At 52.0% G+C, this 15,695-nt stretch carries 15 protein-coding genes; 9 read left to right on the forward strand and 6 right to left on the reverse strand.

All coding sequences use genetic code 11. From position 1 onward, the window contains the following. Position 1: 1 nt before the first annotated feature. Genes EFO84_RS02105 through EFO84_RS02120 form a run of 4 tightly spaced genes read right to left on the reverse strand, consistent with a single transcriptional unit; the run spans position 2 to position 4,029 of the window. Positions 2-784, reverse strand: a complete 783-nt coding sequence (locus EFO84_RS02105) for an enoyl-CoA hydratase-related protein (RefSeq protein WP_127346419.1) — start codon at positions 782-784, stop codon at positions 2-4. A gap of 10 nt (positions 785-794) precedes the next feature. Further along, positions 795-2,402 carry a carboxyl transferase domain-containing protein gene (locus EFO84_RS02110; RefSeq protein ID WP_127346420.1) on the reverse strand — a complete coding sequence of 536 codons (1,608 nt, stop codon included), beginning with the start codon at positions 2,400-2,402 and terminating at the stop codon, positions 795-797. 14 nt (positions 2,403-2,416) lie between these two features. After that, complete coding sequence (locus EFO84_RS02115) at positions 2,417-3,586, reverse strand: isovaleryl-CoA dehydrogenase (protein WP_127346421.1); 1,170 nt, start codon at positions 3,584-3,586, stop codon at positions 2,417-2,419. A 2-nt stretch (positions 3,587-3,588) separates the two neighbouring features. Further along, on the reverse strand, positions 3,589-4,029 hold the full coding sequence (locus EFO84_RS02120; protein WP_127346422.1) for a MerR family transcriptional regulator: 441 nt from the start codon (positions 4,027-4,029) through the stop codon (positions 3,589-3,591). Positions 4,030-4,135: 106 nt separating this feature from the next. Between EFO84_RS02120 and EFO84_RS02125 the strand changes: the two genes are divergently transcribed. Continuing rightward, a complete protein-coding gene (locus EFO84_RS02125; RefSeq protein ID WP_127346423.1) occupies positions 4,136-5,320 on the forward strand; it encodes an acetyl-CoA C-acyltransferase in 1,185 nt (394 codons plus the stop codon). On the opposite strand, the gene EFO84_RS02130 is transcribed toward EFO84_RS02125, so the two are convergent. Together EFO84_RS02130 and EFO84_RS02135 are read right to left on the reverse strand one after the other, a co-directional pair. Beyond that, on the reverse strand, positions 5,317-6,159 hold the full coding sequence (locus tag EFO84_RS02130; RefSeq protein WP_127346424.1) for an EamA family transporter: 843 nt from the start codon (positions 6,157-6,159) through the stop codon (positions 5,317-5,319). The two genes, EFO84_RS02125 and EFO84_RS02130, sit on opposite strands and share 4 nt — an antisense overlap. A 9-nt stretch (positions 6,160-6,168) precedes the next feature. After that, positions 6,169-7,056, reverse strand: a complete 888-nt coding sequence (locus tag EFO84_RS02135; RefSeq protein ID WP_127346425.1) for an AraC family transcriptional regulator — start codon at positions 7,054-7,056, stop codon at positions 6,169-6,171. 162 nt (positions 7,057-7,218) lie between these two features. Here EFO84_RS02135 and EFO84_RS02140 point away from each other — a divergent pair, with 162 nt between their 5' ends. Genes EFO84_RS02140 through rlmM form a run of 8 tightly spaced genes read left to right on the forward strand, consistent with a single transcriptional unit; the run spans position 7,219 to position 15,420 of the window. After that, a complete protein-coding gene (locus EFO84_RS02140) occupies positions 7,219-8,715 on the forward strand; it encodes a CoA-acylating methylmalonate-semialdehyde dehydrogenase (RefSeq protein WP_127346433.1) in 1,497 nt (498 codons plus the stop codon). 25 nt (positions 8,716-8,740) lie between these two features. Continuing rightward, the gene (locus tag EFO84_RS02145) at positions 8,741-9,898 is read left to right on the forward strand and encodes an acyl-CoA dehydrogenase family protein (protein ID WP_127346426.1); all 1,158 of its coding nucleotides are present in this window, start codon (positions 8,741-8,743) and stop codon (positions 9,896-9,898) included. Between the two features lie 22 nt (positions 9,899-9,920). Next, positions 9,921-11,039, forward strand: a complete 1,119-nt coding sequence (locus EFO84_RS02150; protein ID WP_127346427.1) for an enoyl-CoA hydratase/isomerase family protein — start codon at positions 9,921-9,923, stop codon at positions 11,037-11,039. Positions 11,040-11,066: 27 nt separating this feature from the next. Beyond that, positions 11,067-11,960 carry a 3-hydroxyisobutyrate dehydrogenase gene (gene mmsB / locus EFO84_RS02155; RefSeq protein ID WP_127346428.1) on the forward strand — a complete coding sequence of 298 codons (894 nt, stop codon included), beginning with the start codon at positions 11,067-11,069 and terminating at the stop codon, positions 11,958-11,960. A gap of 11 nt (positions 11,961-11,971) precedes the next feature. Then, positions 11,972-12,736 (forward strand): SDR family oxidoreductase, encoded by a 765-nt coding sequence (locus EFO84_RS02160; RefSeq protein WP_127346429.1) that lies wholly within the window; start codon positions 11,972-11,974, stop codon positions 12,734-12,736. Positions 12,737-12,773: 37 nt separating this feature from the next. Beyond that, positions 12,774-13,673, forward strand: a complete 900-nt coding sequence (locus tag EFO84_RS02165; protein ID WP_127346430.1) for a transcriptional regulator GcvA — start codon at positions 12,774-12,776, stop codon at positions 13,671-13,673. Further along, entirely contained in the window at positions 13,666-14,295 is a 630-nt protein-coding gene (locus EFO84_RS02170) for an alpha/beta family hydrolase (RefSeq protein WP_127346431.1), read from the forward strand. The genes EFO84_RS02165 and EFO84_RS02170 overlap by 8 nt, the downstream gene beginning before the upstream one ends. Positions 14,296-14,328: 33 nt before the next feature. Continuing rightward, entirely contained in the window at positions 14,329-15,420 is a 1,092-nt protein-coding gene (gene rlmM / locus EFO84_RS02175; RefSeq protein WP_127346432.1) for a 23S rRNA (cytidine(2498)-2'-O)-methyltransferase RlmM, read from the forward strand. Positions 15,421-15,695: the final 275 nt, after the last annotated feature.

Raw genomic sequence — 15,695 nt, forward strand, 5'->3', positions numbered from 1 at the left:
GTTATCCTTTTATCCAAGCAGGCGTTCGTTTTTCTAGGAACGCCGTTAAACCTTCTTGGCCTTCCGCAGACACGCGGATTTGCGCAATTTCGGTAATGGTATGGCTGCGCGTAGCGGCATTGAGCGGTTGTTGATCAATGGCCAGGGCCAAGCGTTTGGCAGCGCGTACGGCCGCTGGGCTGTTACTGAGCAGCTGTTGTTGTAGCTGCTGTAAGCGCTGTTCGAGATCAGCGCTGAGCTCGTGGATCAAACCGAAGGCTTGCGCAGTTTCTGCACTAAAGCGTTCGGCGCTCAGCATGTATCGGCGTGCCTGACGATGACCCATAGCGCGCATCACATAGGGGCTGATCACCGCTGGAATTAAACCGATTTTGACTTCACTGAGGCAAAAGCTGGCGCTACTGTCAGCCAGGGCGATATCGCAGCACGCGATTAACCCGACCGCACCACCAAAGGCGGCGCCGCGTACCAGTGCCACTGTGGGTTGGGGTAACTCATCAAGGCGTTGCATCAGCAGTGATAACTGCTCGGCATCGGCGCAATTTTCAGCGAAGTTTTTAGTTGCCATGGAGCGCATCCAACTCAAGTCTGCTCCAGCTGAGAAGTTTTTGCCGTTACTCGCTAATACCAGCAAACGTACGCTGTTATCGTTAGCCACCACCGCCAGCGCATCGAGCAGCTCCGCGATCATGCGATCATCAAAGGCATTATGCAGTTCTGGCCGATTTAGGGTTAACCGCGCTACGTTGGCGTCAATCTGTAAGTCGATGTAAGCATATGACATGGCTGACCCCTTACATGCGGAACACGCCAAAGCGTGTATCAGCAATCGGTGCATTGTTGGCGGCAGCCAAGCTCAAGCCGAGCACGGCACGGGTTTGGGCTGGGTCGATAATGCCATCATCCCAGAGCCGCGCCGAGGCGTAGTAGGGGTGCCCTTGTTGCTCATACTGATCAACAATCGGCTGCTTCAGCGCGCGTTCTTGCTCGGCGCTCATGCTTTGCCCTTGGCGGGCCAGATTATCTTTACTGACTTGCGCCATGACGCCAGCGGCCTGTTCGCCGCCCATCACAGAAATGCGCGCATTAGGCCACATAAACATCAGGGTTGGATCGTAAGCACGACCACACATGCCGTAGTTACCAGCACCATAGCTACCGCCAATCAATACGGTAAATTTCGGCACTTGCGCACAACTTACGGCGGTCACCATTTTGGCGCCATGCTTAGCAATACCTTCTGCTTCATATTTTTTGCCCACCATAAAGCCGGTGATGTTTTGCAAGAAGACTAACGGGATCTTGCGTTGGGCGCACAGCTCAATAAAGTGCGCGCCTTTTTGTGCCGATTCAGAAAACAAAATGCCATTGTTGGCAACAATACCAACTGGGTAGCCGTGAATGCGAGCAAAACCAGTTACCAGAGTAGCGCCATAGTTTTGTTTGAATTCATCCAGGTCGGAGTCATCAACAATACGGGCAATCACTTCACGCACGTCGTAGGGCTTACGTAAGTCGGTGCCGACAATGCCATACAGCTCACTGGCGGGGTAGCGTGGTGGTTTCACTGCTGTTGGCGTGAGTGGCAGGGCAGGTTGATAGTTCAACCGCGATACCGCACGGCGGGCCAGGGCTAGGGCATGATCATCGTTGAGCGCGTAATGGTCAGCCACGCCCGAGATTTTGGTGTGCACGTCGGCGCCACCTAATTCTTCGGCGGATACTTCTTCACCGGTAGCGGCTTTGACCAGTGGCGGGCCGGCCAAGAAAATAGTGCCTTGCTCTTTGACAATGATGCTTTCATCGGCCATGGCCGGCACATAGGCACCACCTGCAGTACACAAGCCCATGACCACGGCAATTTGTGGAATACCTTTGGCCGACATGTTGGCTTGGTTAAAAAAGATCCGACCAAAATGGTCACGATCAGGGAATACTTCATCTTGTTGCGGTAAGTTGGCACCGCCTGAATCGACCAAATAAATGCACGGCAGCTGGCAGCGCTCGGCAATTTCTTGCGCGCGCAAATGCTTTTTCACCGTCAGTGGGTAGTAGGTACCGCCTTTGACCGTGGCATCGTTGGCGACAATCATGCACTGCACGCCTTCCACGGTGCCGATACCTGCAACCACGCCCGCAGCCGGCACGTAATCGTCGTAGCAGTCCCAGGCGGCAAATTGGCCGACTTCAAGAAAGGCTGAACCCGGGTCGAGCAGCTTCTCAATGCGTTGCCGCGGTAATAATTTGCCCCGTGCTAAGTGGCGCTCTTGATATTTGGCGCCACCGCCTTGTTTGATCTGCGCAACCTTGGCGTAGAGATCATCCACAACCTTCTGCATGGCCTCATGATTGGCCTGAAAGGTTGGGTCCTTGGCATTGATGGTGCTGGTAATTAGCGTCACGATCAGGCTCCTGTTTAGACGGATTCGTTGAACAGTTCACGACCAATCAGCATGCGGCGTATTTCTGAGGTGCCGGCACCGATTTCGTATAATTTAGCATCACGCAGTAAGCGCCCAGTAGGGTACTCGTTAATATAACCATTACCACCGAGTAACTGAATGGCATCGAGTGCAAGTTGCGTGGCTAATTCCGCGGCATACAAAATAGCACCGGCGGCATCTTTGCGCGTGGTTTCGCCACGATCACAGGATTGCGCAACTGCGTACACATAAGCGCGAGCGGCATTGGTACGGGTGTACATGTCGGCTAATTTACCTTGCACCAGCTGGAACTCGCCAATGGCTTTACCAAACTGCTTGCGGTCATGGGCATAGGGCACGCACACATCGAGACAGGCTTGCATGATGCCCAATGGGCCTGCAGCCAATACTGCGCGCTCATAGTCGAGACCGCTCATCAGCACTTCTACGCCGTTATCGAGTTCACCCAAGATGTTTGCAGCCGGTACTTCACAGTCACGGAACACCAGTTCACAGGTATTCGAGCCACGCATGCCGAGTTTATCGAGCTTCTGCGCGGTGCTAAAACCAGCAAAATCTTTCTCAATAATAAATGCAGTAATGCCACGCGAATTTTTCGCTGGACTGGTTTTGGCATAAACCACCAGTACGTCAGCATCCGGACCATTGGTGATCCACATTTTATTGCCGTTTAATACGTATACGTCGCCTTTCTTTTCCGCTCTCAGCTTCATACTGACCACGTCGGAACCGGCATTGGGCTCGCTCATGGCTAATGCGCCAACGTGTTCGCCAGAGCATAATTTCGGCAGGTATTTTTGTTTTTGCTGTTCGTTGCCATTGCGAGCAATTTGGTTAACACAAAGGTTGGAGTGCGCACCATAACTCAAGCCCACACTGGCTGAGGCGCGGCTGATTTCTTCCATCGCCACAACGTGTTCAAGATAACCTAAACCAGAGCCACCGTATTGTTCTGGCACGGTCATACCCAGCAGGCCTAATTCGCCCATTTTGCGCCATAAGTCGGCCGGAAATTCATTGTTGTGATCAATCTCGGCTGCGCGTGGGGCAATTTCTTCACGCGCGAAGGCGTTGACACTGTCACGGATCATTTCTGCGGTTTCACCCAGGCCAAAGTTGAGCGAACTGAACTGCTGAATCATAACTACTCCTGCACACTAGATGGTGATTGACTGCTTGCTGCGCTGCTGCGGTTTTTGCTGGCCTCGATCTCTGCCAATTCGTCGCGACAGCGTTCTTCGAGATTACCCAGTTCAACCAATAAAACCTTAATATCTTCAAGTTGTTGTTGTAACGATAAGCGTTTATCGGCAATCAACTCCAAGACCGTGTAAAGCTGACGAGCACTACTATTTTCGAGGTCGTAAAGATCAAACAACCGTTTCGTTTCAGCTAAAGAAAAGCCCAACCGCTTACCACGCAAGATGAGTTTCAGCCGCACTCGATCTTTATTGGTGTAGAGCCGTGTTTGTCCCTGCCGCGCGGGTGCTAGCAGGCCTTGGTCTTCATAGAAGCGAATGCTGCGGGTGGTAATGTCAAATTCCCGCGCCAGATCGCCGATGCTGTAGGTTGTTTGCTTGTTCATTTGTGCTTGCATTGTGACTTGTGAGGGCGTTAAGCTTAATGCAAGTTGACGTTAACGTAAAGGTTAGAACGCTAGCCCCACAGGTTGAACTATTTTTGGAGGTTTTGTGAGTTCATTTGATGCAGTGGTGATTGTTGCCGCTAAACGCACCCCAATGGGTGGTTTTCAGGGCAGTTTAGCGCCTTTATCGGCACCTCAGTTAGGTGCTGCGGCCATTCAAGCGGCGCTAGCGCAGAGCGGAATTGATGGTAGTGCAGTTTCTGAAGTGATTATGGGCAATGTATTACCGGCCGGTTTAGGTCAAGCGCCGGCCCGCCAGGCAACCTTGCATGCTGGGCTGCCGCGCAGCGCCGGCGCCACCACCATTAACAAGGTCTGTGGCTCGGGCCTCAAGGCGGTGATGTTAGGCTTTGATTTGTTGCGTTCTGGCAGTGCCAAGGTGGTGGTCGCTGGTGGTATGGAAAGTATGTCCAATGCGCCTTATCTGTTACCACAAAGCCGCACGGGCATGCGCATGGGGCATGGCCAAGTGCTGGACCACATGATGCTCGACGGTCTGGAAGACGCCTATGAAGGTAAAGCCATGGGCTGTTACGCGCAGGCTACCGCCGATGAGTATGGGCTGGGCCGCGAAGCCATGGATGATTTTGCACTGGCGTCATTGAGCCGAGCTAAAGCAGCTATCGCTGCGGGCAAATTCGAGGCCGAAATTACCCCGCTTACCATCAGCACCCGCAAGGGTGAAGTGGTCGTTCGTGAGGATGAACAACCGGGCAAAGCGATGCCGGAAAAAATCCCCGGCTTGCGCCCAGCGTTTGCCAAAGACGGCACCATCACCGCCGCCAACTCAAGCTCTATTTCTGATGGCGCCGCGGCGCTGGTCTTAATGCGTGAGAGCGATGCGCTGGCGCAGGGCTTAACTCCATTGGCGCGCATTGTTGGCCATGCCACCCATTCACAAGCGCCGGCAGAATTTACCGTGGCGCCAATTGGGGCCATGAACAAGTTGTTAGCCCAGCTGGATTGGAGCATCGATCAGGTGGATCTGTGGGAAATCAACGAAGCCTTTGCCATGGTCACCATGTTAGCCATGCAACAGCTGCAGTTAGAGCACAGTAAGGTCAACGTGCATGGTGGCGCCTGTGCGCTGGGTCACCCAATTGGTGCTAGCGGCGCGCGGTTGCTAGTGACCTTGTTGTATGCGTTGCAGCAACAAGGCAAAAAGCGCGGTATCACGTCGTTGTGTATCGGCGGCGGTGAAGCCGTAGCGCTAGCAGTAGAACTGCTTTAACGACGACTGGCAATGGCGATTGATAGCAGCAATATCGCGCTGCCAATCGCCAACCGCCACCAGTCAACCTGCTGACCCCAAAAACTGAAATTGACCAGCAAGCCAGCCGGTATCAGCATGTTGTTCATAATGGCTAATTGTGCGGTATTGACGCGTTTACTGGCGAGGTTCCAAAGTAAATAGCCCAGCCCCGACGCGCCGACACCAAGCCAAACTAAAATAAACCATTGCAGGTTACTGCTCGGCAGCTTATTAAAATCAGCAAACGCGACCATTGCCAAGGCGCTAACCACACTGGCGCCGGCAAAGAATAGGGCAAAGATTTGCAGTTGCTGGCGTTCGTTACCTAATGGCAAGCGTTTATACAGCACTTGCCCGGCGGCAAAGCACAGGTTGGCGGCTTGAATCAGTAACAGGCCAAACCAAAATTGTTCACTAAGGTGATCGTAGCGGATCACCGCCGCGCCAACCACCGCCAGTGCTGCGGCAAACCACCAGCGCCCAGGCAGATGGCGGCGACCGCTCAAAAGCTCGTCCACCAGGGTGACGTAGAGTGGGGTAAAGATAGTAAATAGCAACACTTCGGCCACGCTCAGATACAGAAAGGCGTGGTACAAGAACAAGTACATTACGCCAATTTGCAGTGCGCCAATAGCGGCCAGTTGCAGTTGTTGCCGCCAACTAAATTGGCTGAGGCGTAAAAAGGGTGCGAGTACCGCCAAGGCTAAGATCATGCGGATAAATACCGCAATATAACCGTCGACACGGCCAGCAAGAAACTCGCCAATTAACGAGAAGCTAGCGGCCCAAAGTGCGGTAACGAACCAAAGCAATGCCATGGCTTTATCCTAGCGATTAGCCAGCAACGATTGTTGGCTGGCGCGGTAATGTTGCGGTGACATGCCCATGGTTTTCTTGAACAGTCGGGAAAAGTAATAAGGGTCGTCAAAGCCTAAACTGAGCGCAATCTGACGAATACTGTCGGTACTATTATCCAGTAATTGACAGGCTTGGCGTACTTTAAATTGATTCACGTAACGCATAGGGCTGGTGCCACAACTGGCTTTAAAGCGTTTACTGAAATGATAGGGCGATAAGCCGGCTACGGCTGCCAGTTCAGGCAGGCTCAAGTCACGGTGGCTATTGTCGTGAATGAAGCGTTCTAAGCGGGCAAAGTCAAAGTCTTTGGCAGTGTCTTGAATGGTCAAGCGCGGCAGCTCTAACAGCAATCGTTGCAGCATACTGGCGGCGAGCAGTGCGTTGGTTAAATGGTCCGGCTGATGTTGCAGATTAAGCAAATCAGTCACTAACGGCAGCAGTTGTTTGCGGCCAGTTAAATTGAGCACTGGTTGGGCGTTGCTTAAGCCCAATAACGGCATAATTGCTGCGACCGCGGCGCCGGCAAAATGCACCCAATAAATACTCCAGGGGTGCTCGTTACTGGCTTGATAGTGGTGACTGGTGCCAGCCGGTAATAACAGTAGTTGACCGGCCTGAATACGGCCTTTGGCATGGGCGGTGCGGTAATCGCCATGGCCTTGGTGACAAAAGATCAGCAAACTATCGGTGTGTTCGTGGCGTTGCACCGAATGCCCAGCAGCATTGCTGTAGTGACCATAGGACAACGGATATAAATGACGACTGAGCGGGTGCTCAGCGAGTTGCTGTAGCAACGCCAACGGCAGCACAATGCGTGAACTGCCCGCTGGTAGTGGCCAATTAGATGGTTGGCTCATGCTGGGTTTGGATACCTGTTGGTAGCGCAATTTTGTCCATTATAGGGGCAAAATCGTCAATGTTAAAGCGACTCAATACATGCTCTAATGTGGCTAATTGTCTAGGCATGGCGGCAAATGCTGTCAGCCATCAACCGAATGAACGAACACGAAGAGGTGGTTATGAAGAAGGTTCCATTATTTATTGGCGGCGAGTGGGTGCAATCGAAAACTGATCGTTGGATTGACGTGACCAATCCGGCCACCAACGAAGTGATAGCTCAAGCCCCAGTGGCTACTCAGGAAGAAATGCTGGCTGCGGTTGAAAGCGCCAAGCAAGCCTTTTTAACCTGGAAAGAAGTGGCTGTGCCCGAGCGGGCGCGGGTGATGATGCGCTATCAAGCCTTGTTGAAAGAGCATCATGACGAAATTGCTGAAATTTTAGCCAGTGAAACCGGTAAAACCTTTGACGATGCGAAAGGTGATGTGTGGCGCGGTATTGAAGTGGTTGAACACGCCGCTAACGTACCTTCGTTGTTAATGGGCGAAACCGTTGAAAACGTCGCCCGTGGTATTGATAGCTATAGCTACATTCAGCCACTGGGTGTGTGTGCCGGTATCACCCCGTTTAACTTCCCAGCCATGATTCCATTATGGATGTTCCCACTTGCTATTGCCTGCGGTAACACCTTTATTTTGAAGCCATCTGAACAAGACCCATTGACCCCAACACGGTTAGTGGAGTTATTCGAACAAGCCGGCGCGCCAAAAGGCGTGGTACAGGTGATTCATGGTGGCAAAGACCAAGTAGATTTCATTCTGGATAACCCAGATATCAAAGCTATCTCGTTCGTTGGTTCAGTGGCTGTGGGTCAATATATCTACCGCCGTGGTACCGAGAATATGAAGCGTGTACAAGCCTTTGCTGGCGCTAAGAACCATTGCGTGATCATGCCAGATGCTAATAAGAGCCAAGTGATCAGCAACATGGTCGGAGCTTCTGTAGGTGCGGCTGGTCAGCGCTGTATGGCTATTTCAGTGGCGGTATTTGTGGGTAAATCAAAAGAGTGGATCCCAGAAATTGCTGAGGCCTTAGCTAAAGTGAAGCCAGGCGTATGGAATGACAAGAATGCAGCTTATGGTCCGGTGATCAGCCCACAGGCCAAGCAACGTATTGAAAATTTCATCACCCAAGGTGTCAATGAAGGTGCCAACTTATTGGTCGATGGCCGTAACTGCACGGTAGATGGCTACCCGAACGGTAACTGGGTGGGTCCAACCATGTTCAGCGGCGTGACCACAGACATGGAAATTTACAAAAACGAGATCTTCGGCCCAGTGTTGTGTGCCACTGAAGTCGACACGCTGGAAGACGCCTTACAATTAGTCAATGCTAACCCGTACGGTAACGGCACCTCGATCTTTACCGCCAGCGGTGCCGCGGCGCGTAAATATCAGCACGAAGTTGAAGTTGGTCAAGTGGGTATCAATATTCCAATTCCGGTACCATTGCCGTTTTTCTCATTTACTGGTTGGAAAGGCTCGTTCATGGGCGATCTGCATGCTTATGGTAAGCAAGCCGTGCGTTTCTACAGCGAAACCAAAACCGTTACGGCGCGTTGGTTTGAGAGCGATATTGCCGATGCCAGCGGCCCGAATATGACCATTCATTTGAAATAATTGCGCAGCGAAAAGGTAAAGCAGCATGAACTTTAATCTGACCGATGACCAACAGGCTTTTGTCGATACCGCCAAGGCCTTCGCGGAGAAAGAGCTAGCCCCGTTTGCCGCAGAGTGGGATGAAACGGCTCATTTCCCCATTGAGGTGTTTCGTAAGGCCGGTGAACTCGGCTTTATGGGCATGTACACCCCAGAAGATGCTGGCGGCTTTGGTATGAGCCGACTGGATGCCGCGTTGATTTTTGAGCAATTGGCGATGGGCTGTACTGCCACCACGGCCATGATGACCATTCATAACATGGTGAGCTGGATGATTGGTGCGTTTGCCAAGCCTGAAGTGGTGGAGCAGTGGGTTCCAGAATTAGTGATGGGTACTAAGCTGGGTTCATACTGCTTGACCGAGCCCGGGGCTGGTTCTGACGCCGCCAGTTTGCGCACCAGTGCGCGTCGCGAAGGCGATGAGTATGTGTTAAACGGCTCAAAAATGTTTATCTCCGGCGCCGGTAGCACCGATGTATTGGTGGTGATGGCGCGTACTGGTGGGCCTGGCCCACGCGGTATCTCAGCTTTTGTGGTACCTGCAGATGCGGCGGGTATTCATTATGGTAAGAAAGAAGCCAAGATGGGCTGGAACGCCCAGCCAACTCGGCTGGTGACCTTTGAAGATGTGCGTATTCCTGCGGCCAACCTGCTCGGTGAAGAAGGCGAAGGCTTTAAATTTGCCATGATGGGCCTTGATGGCGGTCGTATCAATATTGCCGTGTGCTCAGTGGGTACCGCCCAAGCGGCACTCAATACCGCCCGCGACTACATGCGCGAACGCCAGCAATTTGGTAAGCCGTTAGCGCAATTTCAAGCGTTGGAATTTAAGCTAGCTGATATGGCCACCGAATTAGTGGCCGCGCGGCAAATGGTGCGTTTAGCGGCGTTTAAAGTCGATAACGACGATGCCGATAAGACCACTTATTGTGCCATGGCGAAACGCTTTGCCACCGACGTTGGTTTTACCGTGTGTAATGAAGCGCTACAAATTCACGGTGGTTACGGCTACATCAAAGAGTATCCATTAGAACGCCATGTGCGTGATGTGCGGGTGCACCAGATTCTCGAAGGCACCAACGAAATCATGCGAGTTATCATTGGTCGACGGTTATTGGCCGATATGGACCGTGACATCTTATAAGCCCTTGCACAGGAGTTGAGGCATGACCGCTGTTGTCGAATTTGAACACTTAACCACGGCTCAAGGCCAACGCATTGGCGTGGCGCGGCTCAATTCAGAAAAATCGCTCAACGCACTGAGCTTGGACATGATCCAGTTGTTACAACCGCAACTTGATGCCTGGGCCAGTGACGAGAGTATTGTTGCCGTGTGGTTAGAGGGTGCCGGCGAAAAAGCCTTTTGTGCCGGTGGTGATATTGTTGCCATGTACCAAGCCATGGTAGCGAAGCCAGGCACTTTGGTAGATGAAGTAGCGGACTTTTTTAGCCAAGAATATCGGCTTGATTACACCATTCACCGTTTCCCTAAACCGTTCGTGGTGTGGGGCCATGGCATTGTCATGGGTGGCGGCATGGGGCTAATGAACGGTGGTAGCCACCGCATCGTCACCGAACGCACCCTAATGGCGATGCCAGAAGTGACTATCGGCTTGTACCCCGATGTTGGCGCCACGCATTTTCTTAGCAAGATGCCGAGCGGCTGTGGGCTCTATTTGGGCCTCACCGGCGCGCACATGAACGCCACCGATGCCTTGTTTTTAGGCTTAGCGGATCATTTTGCCAGCAGTCAGCGCAAAGCTGAATTATTGGCGGGTTTACAGCAATTGGAATGGCAGCAACATGCCGATGCTGATCGCCAGCTAGTCAGCAACTACTTGGCGCAAATTTCTCAAGCCGATCAATCATTACAGCCGGCTAGCCCAGTGCAGCAGCACCTCGCGCATATTCAGCAGTTAACCTCGGGCCAGTCACTGGTGGATGTGGTAGAGCGTATTAGTAGCGATAGTAGCGATGACAAATGGCTTCAGCGCGCGGCACAAACGCTGCGTCAGGGCTGCCCTATGACTGCACATATTGTCTGGAATCAACTCCAGCATGGTGCTGATTTAAGCCTTGCCGATTGTTTCCGGCTAGAGTTAACGCTGTCGGTGGCGTGCGCTACGCGTGGTGATTTTGTTGAAGGCATTCGGGCGTTATTGATTGATAAAGATAAACAGCCGCGGTGGCAACACGCTGCGGTCGCCGACATTGACGAAGAAGAGGTCGATGATTTCTTTATCTCACCATGGCCGTTCGGGCAGCACCCATTGCGCGACCTATAACAGCCGAAATTGTTCGTGGAGACTATCATGGCAACGATTGGATTTATTGGATTAGGAAATATGGGTGGGCCAATGGCCGCCAACTTAGCCAAAGCTGGCCATCAGGTACGGGTGTTCGACCTCGTACCAGCCGCGCTCGAAGCAGCGCAGCAAGTCGGTTGTGAGGCGGCAGAATCAGCCACCGCAGCGGCCAAAGGTGCCGAATTTGTCATCACCATGCTACCCGCTGATGCCCATGTGCACGGCGTGTATCTGGGTGAGCAAGGCCTGTATCAGGTTGTTAACAAAGACTGTTTAGCCATTGATTGCAGCACTATTAGTGCCGAAATGGCACGTAAGGTAGCGAGCGAACTAAACGCTCACGGTATTGCCTTTATTGACGCGCCGGTATCTGGTGGGGTGGCCGGTGCGCAAGCCGGCACGTTGTCATTTATGTGCGGCGGCAACGAAGCCGATGTAGAACGCGCGCGGCCATTACTGCAGCAAATGGGCAAGAATATTTTCCGCGCTGGCGACAGTGGCGCGGGGCAAGTCGCCAAAATGTGCAACAACATGCTGCTGTCGGTCTTGATGGTAGGCACTTCAGAAGCTCTACAGTTAGGCGTTGCGCATGGTTTAGATCCGCAGGTGCTATCACAGATCATGCTACAAAGTTCAGGCCGTAACTGGACTTTAGAAGTATATAATCCATGCCCTGGGGTGATGGATAATAGCCCAGCTAGCCGTGGTTATAGCGGTGGCTTTATGGTTGATTTGATGAGCAAAGACCTCGGCTTAGCACAGCGCGCTGCGGTTGCTAGCGGGGCCAGTACCCCGATGGGTGCGTTAACCCACAACCTCTATCGCGCGTGGTCACAATTGGGCCATGGTAAAGAAGATTTTTCGAGTATTTTTAATTACTTGAAACCACAAACTAAGTAATGGAATAAAGCATGCAAATAGCCAATAGTACGATTGTCATCACCGGTGGTGCGCAAGGCCTCGGCCTGGCCATGGCCAGTCATTTTGCCGCTGACGGTGCGAAGCTGGCACTGATTGATATGAATGCCGAAACCTTAGCGGCGGCCGAGCAGCAGTGTTTAGCGCAGGGCGCCAAACAGGTGCGTGGCTACCTGGTCAATGTCACCGATGAAGCTGCCGTGGAGCAGGTGTTTGCTGATATTAACCAAGCCTTTGGTAGTATTGATGTGTTGATCAATAACGCCGGTATTTTGCGTGATGGCCTGCTGATCAAGATGAAAGACGGCGAAATCACCCAAAAAATGCCATTACAGCAGTTTCAGTCGGTGCTTGATGTGAATCTGACTGGGAGTTTCTTGTGTGGCCGTGAAGCTGCGGCACATATGGCGAAAGCGGGTAAGGGCGGGGTGATTATTAACATTTCCTCAGTTGCTCGGGCCGGCAATATGGGTCAGACTAACTATGCGGCAACCAAAGCCGGTGTAGTTGCTATGACGGTAACATGGGCGCGCGAATTGGGGCGTTTTGGTATTCGTTGTGGTGCCATTGCGCCCGGCTTTATTGAGACTCCTATGACCGCTACCATGAAGCCAGAAGCTATTGAGCGGGCGTTGTCGATGGTGCCATTGCGGCGCTGGGGCCAGCCTGAAGAAATTGCTCACAGTGCGCGTTACATCATTGAAAATGACTTTTTCAGCGGGCGTGTGGTGGAGATCGATGGCGGCGTGCGGCTGTAATTGAGTGACTTATTGATGAGGAAAGCAACAAGGCACGATGCGAAAATTACCCCCATTAAATGCGTTAAAAGCGTTTGAAGCAGCGGCCCGTAACCTGAGTTTTACGCGCGCCGCCGATGAGTTGTTTGTCACTCAGGCGGCGGTCAGCCATCAGGTGAAAGCACTCGAAGACTTCTTGGGGGTAAAATTGTTTTTGCGCCGCAATCGCGCCTTGTTGTTGACCGCCGAAGGGCAAACCTACTACCTTGAATTAAAAGAAATATTTGACCATATCCTGCAGGCCACCGAGCGCTTAAAAAACGCCACATCGCGGGGCCAATTAACTATTTCGTTGCCGCCGAGCTTCGCTATTCTTTGGTTTGTACCGCGCTTAAGCCGGTTTCGTGATAGCTACCCCGATATCGACGTGCGTATTCGGGCCGTGGATGAAGTAGATGGCTCACTCACCGAAGACGTGGATGTCGCTATATATTACGGTGCCGGCAAATGGCCGGGGCTGAAAGCCTTCAAGTTACACAATGAATATCTCATTCCAGTCTGCTCACCGTTATTACTCAATGGCAAAAAGCCGTTGCGTGAGCCACGTGATTTACTCAATCACACCTTATTGCATGATGAAACCCGTAATGCCTGGAAAGATTGGTTCCGCTTGGTTGGCATTGATAAAGATAAAGGCGATAACGGGCCGATTTTCAGTCACTCTAACCTAGCCTTGAAAGCCGCCGTATATGGACAGGGCATTGCGCTGGCCAATAACGTGCTGGTGAAGCAAGAAATTGAAGCGGGGCATTTAATTCAAATCTTCCCCGATGTGCTGCCGCGGAGTAAGTCGTTCTATTTAGTTTGCCGCGAGTCACAAGCCGACGTAGGTAAAATTGCCACCTTCCGCAATTGGTTGCTCAGCGTGGTTGAAGAGGAAGAAGACAACTATGAGTGAGATGCAGCGGGTCGCGCTGCAGCGTGATAACCCCGATGGTAGGGTACGCGTGGTGTTTGCTCACGGCGCAGGAGCTGGGCTCCAAAGTGATTTTATGCAATTTATTGCCTTAGGGTTGGCATTGCACGACGTTGACGTGGTGCGCTTTAATTTTCCTTATTGGCAAAAATTTATGGATACCGGCGTGCGCCGGCCACCAAACCCTATGGCTCATCTTGAGCATTGCATGGCCACCGTGGTCAATCAATTTGATGATAACAAACCACTGTTTTTAATGGGTAAATCTATGGGCGCGCGGGTAGCATTCCGACAAGCCGATGGGTTAGGTGCACGAGCTGCTATCGCCTTGGGTTACCCGTTTCACCCGGTGGGTAAGCCGGAGCGCTTACGCCTTGATGATTTAGCCAATGGCTGTGAGCGTAATCTTATTTTACAAGGTGATCGGGATAGCTTCGGTAAACCGCAAGAAGTGGTACACTATGCACTTCCGAGCAATATCGAACTGCGCTGGCTCGCTGGTGGCGACCATAGTCTGCAACCCACCGCCCGCAGTGGTATTGCGCCAACCGAATTGTGGCAGCAGGCTATCAATCAGGTACTTGGTTTTATTCAGGCTGACTAAACAGCCATAGCTTGCATCAACCAATGAGAAATTATGTCTGGAATTTTAGTCTATTGCCGCGCTGGCTTTGAAAACGATTGTGCTGCTGAATTGCAGGACAAAACCGCAGCCCTTGGGGTGTTTGGTTATTGCCAAACGACCAGCAATAGTGGCTATGTGGTGTACCGCTGCCAGCCAGAAGAGGCCGACCATTTAGGCCGTAAATTAGCGCTGAAAGAATTGGTGTTTGCCCGTCAGTTTATTGTCATTATTGCCGAGTTGGCGGATATTCCCGCGACCGACCGCGTGAGTACCATTCAAATTGCGTTATTGGATGAGCAACTCAATGAACATTTCGCCATGGTCAAACCGGCCGGTGATTTGCGAGTTGAAACCCCAGATACCAACGACGCCAAAGAGCTCACCACCTTTTGTCGTAAGTTCACCGTGCCACTGCGCCAAGGCTTGCGGCAAAGTGGTTGGTTGACCGCCAAAGAGAGTGATCGCCGACCAACCCTGCATGCCTTCTTTTTATCCGGTCAACAGCTGGTTTTAGGCTACTCATACAGCTACAACCAGTCGCCTTGGCCGATGGGTATTTTGCGTTTGCGCTCGCCCAGCGATGCGCCGAGCCGCTCTACCTTAAAGCTCGATGAGGCGTTTCAGGTGTTTATTCCAGCTCACGAGCGTGAACAGCGGGTGAGTTCGGGCATGAATGCGGTGGATTTAGGCGCCGCCCCTGGTGGCTGGACCTATCAATTAGTCCGCCGTGGCATGATGGTGCAAGCCATTGATAACGGCCCGATGGCACAAAGCCTGATGGATAGCGGCCAAGTGAAGCATATTCGCGAGGATGGCTTTAAGTACCGGCCAAAGAAGAAAAATGTTACTTGGTTGGTGTGCGATATGGTCGAAAAACCCATGCGTGTGACCGAATTAATGATCCAGTGGTTTATTGATGGTGACTGCAAAGAGGCTATTTTTAATCTCAAGTTACCGATGAAAAAGCGCTATGCCATGGTCAGCGAATGCTTGCAGTTAATTCAAACCGAATTGGCTGAAAAGGGCATGGGCCGCTACGAAGTGCAAGCCAAACAACTCTACCATGACCGCGAAGAAGTGACGGTACACGTCCGTTCAGCGTGATGGTATCTGCTCGTACAACTGCTCCGATTTTCTGGGATTATAATTAAATTGTAATCTACCACCCGTGATATCTAAAAAGATATGACGGCGAAGTACGTGGTCGCTTTTTATATGACTTTATTGCAGCAACTATTTGACATATTTTGCGACAAGGTCAATAGTCTTTTCATACCTCTTGATGGAATCTCATTAACGTAAGGAACACGACGCATGCGCGGCAACCTACAGCTACAACGCCTTTGGGCAACGGGTGCAGAAATCCGTTGGTGGTGTGA

This window comes from Pseudidiomarina mangrovi (assembly GCF_003999375.1).
Lineage (GTDB): Bacteria > Pseudomonadota > Gammaproteobacteria > Enterobacterales > Alteromonadaceae > Pseudidiomarina > Pseudidiomarina mangrovi.